We start from the raw sequence: 13,488 nt of genomic DNA, 5'->3' as shown, positions 1-13,488 counted from the left end.
GCCTGTCTAGGATGGGGGCATGCCAGCCGCCCTGACCCTGGACCAGGCCCGCCGCGCGGTTCTGTGCGCACAGCAGTTTGCGAAAGCGCGGCCCGCCAGCCCGACTCCCGGGCAGGTGGGCCGCGTTTTTGATTCCCTGGCCCTGTTGCAGATCGACTCCGTCAATGTCCTTGCCCGCAGTCACTATTTGCCGCACTTCTCGCGGCTGGGCGCGTACGACCGAACGGTGCTGGACGGCATGTCATCCCGCCACCCGCGCCGCATGATGGAGTACTGGGCGCACGAGGCGAGCTATATCCATCCGGACCTGTTCGCAGACCTGCGCCTTTGGAAGAAGCGAAGCTGGGCGGGCTCCGTGGAACCGGAAGAACTCCGCCGGAGCGTCTCCGATGCGTTGCTGGCATTGCTGGAAGACAAACATCCGCTCACCGCGCGGCAGGCTGAAATGCTCCTGGGGCACGCCGCCGACAGGGAGAAAACACACTGGGGATGGAACTGGAGCGTCGTCAAGCGCGTGCTGGAAGACCTGTTCGAACAGGGGATCGTTACCAGTGCCGGCCGTACTGCCCAGTTTGAACGGCTCTACGCCCCGACTGCCGCGGTGCATCCGCAGGGGCCGGCGTCCCTGGAAGACGGCGTCGACCGCGGCGAAGCACTGCTGCGGCTGACGGAAAGGGCTGCACGTTCGCTTGGCGTCGGCACGGCAAACGCACTTGCCGACTATTTCCGCCTGCCGGTTCAGGACACCCTGGGGGCGGCCAGGACCCTGTCCGCACGCGGGACGCTGGAGGAAACCTCGGTCGCTGGCTGGAAGGCACCGGTCTTCCTGCATGCAGCTGCCCGCATCCCGCGCCGCTGTCACGGCCGCGGGCTGCTGAGTCCCTTCGATTCGCTGGTATTTGACCGGCGGAGGCTGCGGGATCTCTTCGGGATCGACTACCGGATCGAAATCTATACCCCTGTGGCAAAACGGCGTTTCGGGTACTACGTGCTGCCCTTCCTGCTGAGGGAAAGGATCGCGGCGCGCGTTGACCTCAAAGCTGACCGGGCCCGGGGAGTGCTCCTGGTCCAGTCCGCCCACCTGGAAGCGGACGCACCGGATGATACCGCCGTTGAGCTGGCTGCGGAATTAGTCCTGATGGCACGGTGGCTGGACCTCGGAGAGGTTATGGTAAGACCTGTGGGCAACCTTGCGCCCGCCCTGAAACTGGCCGTTAGCCGTGAGTAACCCACGCCGGGAACCCAGACGTCCTGCGGGACGTCTCTCACGTAGACTGGGGACGCCAGAAAACGGCAACACTAGATTGGGAGCAAATCAGTGGCATCACTTCTCGAACGAGTTCTTCGCACCGGCGACAAGAAGACGCTGAAAACACTGCGTAACTACGCCGACGCGATCAACGTGCTCGAGGACGAGTACAAAGCCATGTCTGACGCTGAGCTGCGGGCCGAAACGGACAGCCTCAAAGAGCGCCACGCGGACGGTGAATCGCTGGATGATTTGCTCCCAGAGGCCTTTGCGCTGGTCCGTGAGGCGGCAGGCCGGACCCTGGGGATGCGTCACTTTGACGTGCAGCTGATGGGCGGCGCTGCCCTTCACCTTGGAAACATCGCAGAAATGAAGACCGGTGAAGGCAAGACCCTCGTCGCCACCGCACCCGCTTTCCTGAACGCACTGACCGGCCGCGGCGTCCACATCGTCACCGTGAACGACTACCTGGCCCAGTACCAGTCCGAGCTTATGGGCCGCGTTTTCCGCTTCCTGGGCATGAGCACAGGCTGCATCGTCTCGAACCAGGACCCGGCCACCCGCCGTGAGCAGTACGCCGCAGACATCACGTACGGCACCAACAACGAGTTCGGGTTCGACTACCTGCGCGACAACATGGCCTGGAGCGCTTCGGAACTTGTCCAGCGCGGCCACCACTACGCCATCGTTGACGAAGTCGACTCCATCCTTATTGACGAGGCCCGCACCCCGCTGATCATCTCCGGTGCCGCGAGCGGCGACGTGAACCGCTGGTATACCGAGTTTGCCAAGGTAGTCCAGCGGCTGAGCCTGGACCAGGACTATGAAGTCGACGAAAAGAAGCGCACGGTCGGCGTCCTGGAATCCGGGATCGAGAAGGTCGAGGACTACCTGGGCATCAGCAACCTCTATGAGGCTGCGAACACCCCGCTGATCGGGTTCCTGAACAACGCCATCAAGGCCAAGGAGCTCTTCAAGCGGGACAAGGACTACGTCATCCTCAACGGCGAGATCCTCATCGTTGACGAGCACACCGGACGCATCCTCGCCGGACGCCGCTACAACGAAGGCATGCACCAGGCCATCGAGGCCAAAGAGGGTGTGCAGATCAAGGCCGAGAACCAGACCCTCGCCACGGTCACCCTGCAGAACTACTTCCGCCTGTACGAAAAGCTCTCGGGCATGACCGGCACCGCCGAAACCGAAGCGGCCGAGTTCATGAGCACGTACAAGCTCGGCGTCGTGCCCATCCCGACCAACAAGCCAATGGCACGGCTGGACCAGCCCGACCTCATTTACAAGAATGAAGTCGCCAAGTTCGACGCCGTCGTCAAGGACATTGCTGAACGCCATGCCTCCGGGCAGCCCGTGCTGGTGGGCACCACCAGCGTGGAAAAGAGCGAATACCTCTCGAAGCAGCTGGCCAAGGCAGGCATCCGGCACGAGGTCCTGAACGCAAAGAACCACGCCCGTGAAGCTGCCATCGTGGCCCAGGCGGGCCGCAAGGGAGCTGTCACCGTAGCCACCAACATGGCAGGCCGCGGAACCGACATCATGCTCGGCGGCAATGCGGAATTCAACGCCGTAGCTGAGCTGAACAGCCGCGGACTGGATCCGGCCGAGAACCCGGAGGCCTACGAAGCGGCCTGGCCTGCCGCCCTCGAGAAGGCACAGTCTGCCGTCGCCGCGGAACACGATGAAGTGCGTGCCCTCGGCGGGCTGTACGTCCTGGGCACCGAACGCCACGAATCCCGGCGCATCGACAACCAGCTGCGCGGACGTTCCGGCCGTCAGGGCGACCCGGGCGAATCCCGTTTCTACCTCTCCCTGACTGATGACCTCATGCGCCTGTTCAACTCAGGTGCCGCTGAACGCATCATGAACAGCTCTTCGATGCCGGACGACGTCGCGCTCGAATCGAAGCTCGTGTCGAAGGCAATCCAGAACGCGCAGGGCCAGGTTGAGGGCCGGAATGCGGAACAGCGCAAAAACGTCCTGAAGTACGACGACGTCCTGAACCGCCAGCGCGAGGCCATCTACGGCGACCGCCGCCGCATCCTGGAAGGAGATGACCTGCATGAGAAGGTCGGCTTCTTCCTGGAAGACGTCATCGGCGCGATCGTCAACGACGCGACGGCGGAGGGCCACGGGGACGACTGGGATCTGGAAACCCTCTGGAAGAACCTCAAGATCGTCTACCCGGTGGGCCTGACGGTCGACGAAGTCATCGACGAAGCCGGGGGAAGGGCCCAGCTCACCCGGGACTTCCTGCTGAATGAGATCCTGTCCGATGCCCGGCTGGCCTACCAGGCCCGTGAGGATGCCATTGGCTCTGCTGCGATGCGCGAGCTCGAGCGCAGGGTTGTGCTCTCGGTGATCGGCCGGAAGTGGCAGGAACACCTCTACGAGATGGACTACCTCAAGGAAGGCATCGGCCTGAGGGCAATGGCCCAGCGCGATCCCCTGGTTGAGTACCAGCGTGAAGGCTTCGTCATGTTCCAGACCATGATGGAGGCTATCCGCGAGGAGAGCATCCGGTACCTGTTCAACGTGGAGGTCCAGGTCTCCGAGCCGGCTGTTCCGGAAGCCCTCGCCGGCATCAAGGACGCCCGCGGAGCCCTGGGCACTCCCATCATCAAGGCGGCCGGCCTCGAAGCCCCCGAACGGCCCGCCAGCCTGCAGTTCTCCGCCCCCAACAGCCAGGGCCAGGTCGAGACCAGGGTTGAGCGCACCACTCCTGCCAAGCAGTCAGGGTCGGGTTCACCTGCCGAGCCTGCCTCACGCCGGGACGTGCGAGCTTCCTCCAAGAAGAAGCGGCGCAAGTAGCTTCAGCCGATCTCCAAAGCCGTGACCTTCCACAGTCCGCGCCGCAGCTCCAACCGGAGAGCCGCTGCGCGGACTGTGGACGTTTCGGCTGCGACAACGGCTACTTCGTAGATACCTTCCGCGACGGGACAGACCCTGACACGCAGGATCCGCACGTTGCGGCGTGCCCTGGCCCCGCTGGCTGCGGCGCGTCCCCGCTCCAGGTTGGTCCGCATCTGCAGCCGCTCGAATTCGTCCAGGTCCAGCCACCGTGACATCTGCTGCAGCGGACGCACCCCTGCCAGCACTTCCAGGGCACCTACAGTGACAGACCGCGCGATCGCTTCCATGCGAGCGTCATCCTGCGGCGGACTGGACCAGTTCGCACCGGGCGGCAGCGGATCGGGAGGCAGTGCACGGACCGGGACCGGACGCTGCTGCGGCACCACAGGGGGAGCGTTTCCGGGGACGGTGGAGAAAACCGGTGGACGGGGCATGGGCAGGGGTTCGCCGCTGGCCCGCGCCAGCAATTCGCGGCCCTCTGCATTTGCCTCGCCTGGAGCTGGAAGAACAATGAGGATCGCCATCAGCGTGCTCCTTTTCGATCGGGTTTAGTCCGCCGGGAGCGGCGGAACGGCCAGGACCTGTCCTGGCTGGAGAACATGGGGGTCTGCACCGATGACGGCACGGTTCAGCTCGAACCACGCCGGCCAGTGCGAAGCGATCCCGGCGTCTGTGGCAAGGGGGCCAAGCTGCGCGGCGGCCAGCGCCCACAGGGTGTCTCCCGCCGTGACAGTTACGTCCTGGTGCGCCGGAGCCTGCCAACGGGCAGAAGGCGGACTCTGCAGCGGCCCTGATACGGGCTCCGACGCAGGTTTCCAATGCGGGTCAAACGGGTCGAGGCCGCCGGATGACTGCAGAGGCTGCCACAGGGGATCGATCGTCAAATTCCCGCCCCATGCGACGGCGGCGGCAGGGCTCCCGGCAGCACTCTCTGCAGGACCGGGCGGAGGGACCGCCAGTGCCGCCATCGGGACACTGGCTACCTGCAGGCCAAGAGCCGCTGCAGCCAACCGGCGGAGGAACTCCGGGCTGAACCGTCCAACCGTGCGGGCAGCGCGTTGTTTGCCAAACCGCAGCAGCAGCGCTGAGATGAAGCCGGCCGTCATCCCGACGGTCCACCATGCCAACACGAGGAGACCGGCAGCGCTGGCAGCCAGGGCAGCAAACGACTGAAGGTCTGTCAGCGAGCCGGCGCTGAGGATGTCGAAGGTGGCCGTGTGCTCCGAAAGCCTGGTACCGGACCAGACCAGCAGCAGGCCTGCTGCGGCGGCTGCAGCTGCTTGTATCAGGTCTTCCAGAAGCCGGCGCATGTTCTGGCCTTTCAAGGTGGTTGCGGATGGTCGGGCCGCGAATCGGACAGATGATGAAGTTTGATGCCGTTTGACGCGGTTTAATACAGCTAGGTCACGGTTGATGTCCTTTACTACACACAGATGGCAGAGCTGTCCAGAGTGGCCAAGGAGAAAGTTGGCGGTTAGCCTTTCCAGATGAGGTGGGAGTCGCTGTTTGCTGACCTGGAGGCACAGCTGGCAGCAGCCGGACAGGCCGGGCTGGAAGCTGAGATCGCGGAGCGCCATCGCGGGGAGTCGGCGTCAATCGGCTTCTCCGCCCGGCTGCGGGGCCAGCGCGGAGGGTCGCTCAAGGTTCACGTTGACGGGGCCGGCGAGCCTCTCCGGGGTGAACTCAGGCAGGCAGGCGCAGGCTGGTTCCTGCTGCAGTCCTCTTCAACATCGCACCTGGTTCCGCTGGAGGCAGTGCGGCTGGTCGAGGGAATGGGCCGTTTCGCGGCTCCGGAGGAAGGACACGTCCAGCTGAAGCTTTCATCAGCTTTGAGGGGAGTGGCGCGGGACCGCTACCCGGTGCGGCTGCAGCTCCGCGGAGCTCCCGCAGCCAGCCTGCACGGCAGCATCGACAGGGTAGGGCTGGACTTCCTGGAATTCGCCGTGTTGGAGCCCGGGTCCCCGCGCCGGCGGGAGAACGTGGCCTCGGCAGCGGTGGTCCCCTTCCGGGCTATTGCTGTCATCAGTTCCACCCGCTGACCGTTCCACAGAACGCTCAGGCCGGTTCAGGTACGGCGCCGCTAGGCGTCCGCAGCTTCGTCCTGCGGCAGGGCAGCCCGTGCCTCGGCCGCCTTCCGGTAGGCGCCGGCAATATACTCCTCGAGTTTTGCCGATTCGACCCGCCACTGGCCGCGGCCACCGACCTGGATGGCCGGAAGTTCTCCGGAACGCACCAGCGCATACGTCTGGGACGAGGAAATGTTCAGGACCTCGCCGACGTCGGCGAGCGTGAGGAACCTCTTCTCCACCATGGTGCCTTTCCTCAATTTCCGTTCCCGGTCTGTGCGGCTCTGGACAAGTCTGCCAGCACAACGGCCGCCCTGCGGAAGTTATCCACAAATTAGGGCCCCCACCCGTTTCCATCCTGCACATTCCGCGTCACAATGTCCTGCAACACTCCGCAGGGAGTCCGGGGGAAACGTTCAGGGGGAAAGATGAGTCTCAAGACCGCGGTGCCGCAGGCGCCTGCCCAGCGCCTCAAGAAGCCATCATGGAAGGACCCCCGGCTGCTGGTGGGGATACTGCTGGTGCTCGCCTCGGTGGCGGGAGTAACTGCGCTGGTGGCGGGTGCGGAAAAGTCCACCAACGTTCTCGTGGCGGCCAGGGACCTTCCCGTTGGCACTGCACTGGAAACGGACGACTTCGACGTAGTGCCGGTGCGTCTGGGCACACTTGAGGGTGCCTATATGCCTGCCGGCGAGAAGATCCCCGACGGCGCAGTTGCCGGCGCGCTCATCCGCAGCGGCGAGCTGCTGGTGAGGGCGGATCTGGCCACGTCAGACCAGCTTGACCGCAAGCCGCTGGGGCTCGACGTCGAGACACCGCTGCCCAGCGGAATCCGGTCGGGAGACAGGGTGGATGTCTGGGCGTCCCTGCCCGATGGCCGGAACGGTTTCAGTGAACCGCGCAAGCTTCTGGAAGCAGCGGAGATCTCCGAGATCGCTGTGGCGGAATCCGTCATTGCCGGCCCGGATGCCACGCGGCTGCTCGTGCTGGTGGAAGACGCGGACCTTCCTGCGCTTCTCGGGGCCCTGTCGAACCAGGCCAAAATCGCTGTCGTCCCGAATCCGTCACTCCGATGAGCTCGATTCCGGTGGTGACCTCCGGCAGCGGAACGGCGGAGCTGGTCCAGGGGCTGGAACGCCTGCAGGGCCCGGTCACGGTCATCAGGCGGTGCAGTGAACTGGCCGAACTCATTGCCGCGTGCCAAAGCGGCATGGCCAGGGCAGCAATTGTGGACGACGACGCAGTAGAACTGACGGCCAGCCTTGCCGAACGCCTGTCCGCCGCGGGAGTCGCACTGATCGTCCTCGCGGACGACGTCGAAACCCGGGAACGGCTGGATGCCCTGGGGATCCGGCATGCGTCCAGGACGCTCGACTCAGAGTCATTCGCGGACCTGGTTGCCTTAGCGGTGTCGGACCTGGAATCACGGGCGGGCCTGCCGGCAAGCACTTCTTCACTGGCTGATCCGGGGCAGCCTTTCCGGCAGTGGACCCTGGCGGAAAGTCCGTGCGCCGGGGGAGGGGAGGGCCCCCGGGACCGGAGGGGGAGCGTGGTCGCGGTCTGGGGTCCGGCTGGAGCGCCAGGCAGGACTACGCTGGCGCTGAATCTGGCCGCCGAGGCTGCTGCGGCGGGAAGCACAGTGATCCTCATCGATGCAGACACCTATGCCCCCAGCATCGCCGCGGCGCTGGGCCTCACGGAAGAATCAGCCGGCATCGCCCAGGCCTGCCGGCTGGCCGACCAGGGCTTGCTGGATGAAGGCTCGCTGGCCGGCAGTGCCATCAGCCTGGACCTGCTGGGTCAGCGGATGAGCGTGCTGACCGGAATCACCAGGTCAGACCGATGGATTGAAATCCGGGGGACAGCACTCCAAAGGGTCCTGGAGCAATCCCGGAGCATAGCCGACATCACGGTGGTCGACTGCGGTTTCAGCGTCGAATCCGATGAGGAACTCAGCTTCGACACGATGGCGCCGCGCCGCAACGCAGCAACGCTGATCGCGCTCGAATCCGCTGACACTGTCTATGCCGTCGGAGCGGCCGATCCCGTAGGTGTCCCCAGGCTGGTCCGCGCCCTGACCGAGCTTCTGGCAGCCGTGCCGGCGGTGTCTCCGCTGATCGTGCTCAACAAGGTCCGGCGTTCCGCGGCGGGCCGTGCGCCCGAACGCCAGTTGAGTGAGGCCTGGGAACGGTTTGGGTCCGGGACGATCGACGCTTTCCTTCCTGCCGACTGGGAAGCTGCGGACGCAGCCCTCCTGGCCGGAACGGTCCTGCTGGAAGCGGCGCCGTCCTCGCCGCTTCGGACTGCCATCGCGGCACTGGCAAATGTTCCGGCCGGTACCCGCCGCAGGGGGCGCCGACACCGCAGGGCCGGAGCAAAGTGACCTTTTCATTCGCTACGGGATAGGCTCGTAACAAAATGGGGCGCAACGGAGCGTCCCCACGAGCGGCGAATTTCGGAGGCGTATTACATGTCGTCTGGATCCAACAGTACGGATCTGTCCAGTTCGGATACTTCCCTTGAGGATTTCATCGGGAATTACTACGAGCATCTGGCGGCTGAAGACGCCGAGCTTTATCCGCGGGAGGTCCTGCAGGAGCGCGCTGAGCAGCACCGCCGGCTGGCCTGGACCCGGGCCGACGGGACGGCTGCAGTGGACATTTTCGATCAGGCGGACTCAAGCGTCATCCTGATCGTCACCGATGACATGCCGTTCCTCGTGGACTCTGTCACCGCAGAGATCGTCCGGCAGAACAGCGGCATCCGGCTCATGGTCCACCCCACCTTCCTCGCCACCAGGAACCGTGAGAGCGACACACTGCAGCGTCTGCGGCGGGTACCAAGCGCAGCCGGGGTATCGAGCGGTGATACTGCTGCCCTGCCGAACATTTCCGGCCTGCTCGGCGCACCTGATGAGACCACGAGGATCGAATCGTGGATCGCCGTGGAGGTGCCCCGCCTCACTGACCCAGGCCGCCGGGCAGAGATGGTCCAAGGCCTCGAACGGGTGCTGTCCGACGTCCGGCTGGCAGTCCAGGACTGGCCGGCCATGAGGGCCAAGGTCCACGAGGTCGCCGGCGAACTAGGTTCCGTGGCCCACGGCGTCCCGGACCTGCACCAGGCCCGCGAACTGCTGGCCTGGCTGGACAACGGCAACTTCACTTTCCTTGGGTACCGCGAGTATGACCTCCTGAACGAGAACGGCGAGGACGTCCTTCGGGCGGCATCCGGCAGCGGCCTGGGACTGCTGCGGCGTCATTCCGAAGCCCGGAAGGTCCAGCACCTGACCGCCGCCGGAAGAGCCAAGGCACGCGAGAAGCGCGCCCTGGTGATCACCAAAGCGAACTCCCGGTCCACGGTCCACCGCGCGGCCTACTTCGACTACATCGGGGTGAAGCGCTTCGATGCTGACGGCAACGTCAACGGCGAACGCAGGTTCATCGGTCTTTTCGCCACCGGCGCCTACACAGGATCGGTGCGCAACATCCCGATCCTGCGGGAAAAGGTCAAGGAGGTCATGCAGCGCTCCGGCTTCCCGGCGGATTCGCATTCCGGCAAGGACATGCTGGCCATCATGGAAACCTTTCCGCGCGACGAGCTTTTCCAGATCGACGTCGACGGGCTGCTGGAGACGGCACACGGCATCCTCCGGCTTCAGGAACGCAGAAGGACCAGGCTTTTCCTGCGGCCGGATGTCTACGGACGCTTTATGTCCGCCATGGTGTTCCTGCCCCGCGACCGTTACACGACGTCGGTCCGGCTGCGCATCCAGGACGAGCTCCGTTCCACCTTCAACGCTGAATCGATCGACTACGAAGCACGGCTCACTGAGTCGGCCCTGGCCAGGCTGTTTTTCCGGATCCGGCTGCCGAAGGGTGCTGAACTCGCAGATATCGACGCCGCCGCCCTGGAACGCCGCCTGGTCAACGCCACGCGTTCCTGGTCCGAGGGAATCAACGAAGCGCTGAGGAGCAAGTTCGACCGGGAACAGGCCGAAACCCTGTCCGATCTTTGGGCTGACGCCTTCCCCATGGATTACCGGGTGGGGTACGAGGTCGAGGACGCCCTCGAAGACATTGCCCGTTTCGAACAGCGACTGCAGCAGCCGGACAACGCCCCGGAGCTGTTCGTCTACATCCCGGAAGAGATGGGCGAGGGGACAGACGCCCGGCTCAAGCTGTACCTGCTTGAGCCGCGCTCGCTGACCCAGATCCTCCCGTTCCTGCACAACCTGGGGCTGGAAGTCCAGGACGAACGGCCGTTCGAGATCCGGCGGCAGGACGGCGTCGAACTTTACCTCTACGATTTTGGCCTCCGTTACCGGGCCGGCGTGGACCCGCTGAAGACCGGGTCCCTCCTCGCGGAAGCGTTCCGGGCAGGCATTTCAGGCGCCAGTGAGTCAGATGCGTTTGACCGGCTGGTTTTGGGACAGGGACTGGGCTGGCGTGAGGTCGTGATCTTCCGCAGTTATGCCAAGTACATGCGGCAGATGGGCAACACGAATTCCTATGGATTCATTGCCGATACCCTCATGGCCAACCCGCGGGTCACCGCAGCGCTGGGACAGCTTTTCCGAGCCCGCTTTGACCCCGCGGCAGACGACGCCGCCCGGGAAGCCGGCGTCGAAGCGGCCAGGGCGGAGCTCGAGTCCGGACTTGAGCAGGTACCGACACTGGACGCGGACCGCGTCCTGCGGACATTTGCCAACCTGATCGAAGCTACCCTGCGGACGAACTTCTACCAGGACAAACCGCATGTGAGCTTCAAGCTCAACACTGCGGCGATCGAAGGTGCGCCGTTCCCGCGGCCCAAATACGAGATTTGGGTGTATTCCCCCCGCGTCGAGGGCGTGCACCTGCGCTTCGGAGAGGTTGCCCGCGGCGGCTTGCGCTGGTCCGACAGGCGTGAGGATTTCCGCACCGAAATCCTGGGCCTGGTCAAGGCACAGACGGTCAAGAACGCCGTCATTGTGCCCACCGGAGCGAAGGGCGGCTTCTACGCGAAGCAGCTGCCGGATCCGGCACAGGACCGGGCAGCCTGGATGGAAGAAGGCAAGGAGAGCTACCGCACCTTCATCCGCGGGCTCTTGGACATCACCGACAACCTGGTGGTGACCCAGGAAGGCGAAGAGGTTGTCCCGCCCGCGCGCGTCGTGCGCCATGACGGGGAGGACAGCTACCTCGTGGTCGCGGCCGACAAGGGCACGGCGTCCTTCTCTGACATTGCGAATGAACTCTCGGCCGAATACGGCTTCTGGCTGGGGGACGCGTTCGCGTCCGGAGGCTCGGTCGGCTATGACCACAAGGCCATGGGCATCACGGCCCGCGGAGCCTGGGAATCGGTGAAGCGGCACTTTACCGAGCTCGGCGTGGACACCCAGACCGAAGACTTCACGGCCGTGGGCGTGGGTGACATGAGCGGGGACGTTTTCGGCAACGGCATGCTGCTCTCCGAGCACATCCGCCTGGTCGCCGCGTTCGACCACCGCCATGTCTTCCTGGACCCTAACCCGGATGCAGCCCGCTCCTATGCGGAACGGCGCCGGCTCTTTGAACTGCCGCGCTCTTCCTGGGCGGATTACGACGAATCGCTCATCAGTTCCGGCGGCGGGATCTACCCGCGCCAGTCCAAGAGCATCCCGATCAGCGCAGAGGTCCGCCAGGCGCTCGGCCTGGACGCCGGCGTCACCCGGATGAGCCCGCCGGAGCTGCTGCGCGCCATCCTGAAAGCGCCCGTGGACCTGCTCTACAACGGCGGCATCGGCACCTACATCAAGGCGTCGGCCGAGTCCAACGCCGAGGTGGGGGACAAGGCCAACGACGCGATCCGCATTGATGGCAGGGACGTGCGCGCCAAGGTCATCGGCGAAGGCGGAAACCTCGGCATGACCCAGCGCGGACGCATTGAGGCCGCTCTTTCCGGCGTCATCCTGAACACGGATGCGATTGACAACTCCGCCGGCGTTGACTGCTCCGACCACGAGGTCAACATCAAGATTTTCGTTGACCGGATGGTCGCCGCCGGACGCCTGGATCCAGCGGAACGCTCGGCCTTCCTGCACTCGATGACCGACGAGGTTGGCCGGCTGGTGCTGCAGGACAACATCGACCAGAACATGCTGCTGCTGAACGACCGGCAGCGGGTTATCGAGTGGAGCCCGAGTTTCGAACGGCTGATGGACTGGCTTGAGGAGCACGCCGGGCTTGACCGGGCCCTGGAAGCCCTGCCGACGAACGAGGAGCTCCGTGCACGGGTGGCCGAAGGCCGGGGCCTGACTGCCCCGGAACTGTCCGTACTGGCCGCCTACGCCAAGATCGAACTCACCCGGGCCTTGACGGCTTCTGATCTGGCAGATGATCCCTACTTCCGCGGAACGCTGCGCCGGTACTTCCCCAAGCAGCTGGTGGAACGTTTTGACGACCAGCTGGACACGCATCCGCTGCGCCGCGAGATTATCTCCACCATGGTTGCCAACGACATGATCAACATTGGCGGCATCACGTTCGCCTTCCGGGTCATGGAGGAAACCTCGGCGACTGAAGCCACGGTCGCCCGCGCCTTCAGCGCGCTGAGGGAGATCTACGCGATCGACGACGTCGTGGCGGCGCTGGGCGAGCTTCCGGCCAGCTTCCCCACAGAGACCTGGACCCGGATCCACCTGGACATGCGCCGTCTGCTGGACCGCGCGGTCCGCTGGTTCGTGAACCACGTGGGACGGGGAACCTCCATTGACGAGGACATTGCGGCGTTCCAGCCGATCGTCGAACCGCTTCGCCAGGGCCTGATGCGCTTCATGCGCGGCGGCGACAGGGAGAGGGTCGAGGCTGCGCTTGAACAGGCTGCCTCCTGGGACGTGCCCAAGGAACTTGGAACGTACTGGGCTGAGCAGTTCGAAAGCTACGGACTGCTCGACGTCGCAATGGCAACCCGGCAGGTGGAGGAGCCCGCGGAAAACATCGCCGCCGTGTACTACGCCGTCTACGACCGTTACGGGATCGACGACCTGCTGGAGCGGATCACCAAGCTGCCCCGCGGTGACCGCTGGCAGGCACTTGCCCGTGCTGCCCTGCGCGATGACCTGTATTCCACTGTGGCCGACATGACGGTGGCTGCGCTGGCCGCGACTGAGGACATGGACGGCAGCGATCCGGTGGCGCGCGTCGAAGCCTGGGAGCTGCAGAATGCCGACAACCTGGAACGGGCGACGAAGATGTTCGCAGAGGTCAACCAGCTGGAGCAGGACGACATGGCTTCGCTGTCGGTCGCACTGCGGCTGCTGCGCTCGATTGTCAGGCGCTGACGGGT

The 13,488-nt window shown here is 64.8% G+C and carries 9 protein-coding genes; 6 read left to right on the top strand and 3 right to left on the bottom strand.

Going from position 1 to position 13,488, the window contains the following annotated elements; all coding sequences use genetic code 11:
* Positions 1 to 19: 19 nt before the first annotated feature.
* Positions 20 to 1,228, top strand: a complete 1,209-nt coding sequence (locus NF551_RS11735) for a winged helix-turn-helix domain-containing protein (RefSeq protein ID WP_227894491.1) — start codon at positions 20 to 22, stop codon at positions 1,226 to 1,228.
* Positions 1,229 to 1,318: 90 nt separating this feature from the next.
* Positions 1,319 to 4,075, top strand: coding sequence for a preprotein translocase subunit SecA (gene secA, locus NF551_RS11730; protein ID WP_227894492.1), 2,757 nt, complete (start codon positions 1,319 to 1,321; stop codon positions 4,073 to 4,075).
* A 2-nt stretch (positions 4,076 to 4,077) separates the two neighbouring features.
* Here secA and NF551_RS11725 read toward each other — a convergent pair whose 3' ends face one another.
* Entirely contained in the window at positions 4,078 to 4,641 is a 564-nt protein-coding gene (locus NF551_RS11725) for an Rv3235 family protein (RefSeq protein ID WP_227894493.1), read from the bottom strand.
* A gap of 24 nt (positions 4,642 to 4,665) precedes the next feature.
* Positions 4,666 to 5,427 carry a LysM peptidoglycan-binding domain-containing protein gene (locus NF551_RS11720; protein WP_227894494.1) on the bottom strand — a complete coding sequence of 254 codons (762 nt, stop codon included), beginning with the start codon at positions 5,425 to 5,427 and terminating at the stop codon, positions 4,666 to 4,668.
* A 177-nt stretch (positions 5,428 to 5,604) separates the two neighbouring features.
* Here NF551_RS11720 and NF551_RS11715 point away from each other — a divergent pair, with 177 nt between their 5' ends.
* A complete protein-coding gene (locus NF551_RS11715; protein WP_227894495.1) occupies positions 5,605 to 6,156 on the top strand; it encodes a hypothetical protein in 552 nt (183 codons plus the stop codon).
* A gap of 41 nt (positions 6,157 to 6,197) precedes the next feature.
* Here the strand turns inward: NF551_RS11715 and NF551_RS11710 are convergent, their stop codons facing one another.
* A complete protein-coding gene (locus tag NF551_RS11710) occupies positions 6,198 to 6,428 on the bottom strand; it encodes a helix-turn-helix domain-containing protein (RefSeq protein ID WP_227894496.1) in 231 nt (76 codons plus the stop codon).
* A 183-nt stretch (positions 6,429 to 6,611) separates the two neighbouring features.
* On the opposite strand from NF551_RS11710, the gene NF551_RS11705 reads away from it, so the two are divergent.
* The 3 genes from NF551_RS11705 (at position 6,612) to NF551_RS11695 (ending at position 13,483) form a co-directional block, all read left to right on the top strand.
* On the top strand, positions 6,612 to 7,259 hold the full coding sequence (locus tag NF551_RS11705) for an SAF domain-containing protein (protein WP_227894497.1): 648 nt from the start codon (positions 6,612 to 6,614) through the stop codon (positions 7,257 to 7,259).
* Complete coding sequence (locus NF551_RS11700) at positions 7,256 to 8,566, top strand: CpaE/TadZ family protein (protein ID WP_227894498.1); 1,311 nt, start codon at positions 7,256 to 7,258, stop codon at positions 8,564 to 8,566. Before NF551_RS11705 ends, NF551_RS11700 begins: the two co-directional genes overlap by 4 nt.
* Before the next feature lie 87 nt (positions 8,567 to 8,653).
* Positions 8,654 to 13,483, top strand: coding sequence for an NAD-glutamate dehydrogenase (locus NF551_RS11695; protein ID WP_227894499.1), 4,830 nt, complete (start codon positions 8,654 to 8,656; stop codon positions 13,481 to 13,483).
* Positions 13,484 to 13,488 lie beyond the last annotated feature (5 nt).

It is taken from the genome of Arthrobacter caoxuetaonis (assembly GCF_023921125.1).
Taxonomy (GTDB): Bacteria; Actinomycetota; Actinomycetes; order Actinomycetales; family Micrococcaceae; genus Arthrobacter_B; species Arthrobacter_B caoxuetaonis.
Note: the sequence above shows the minus strand (reverse complement) of the source record. Positions and strands in the feature narration are given on the sequence as shown.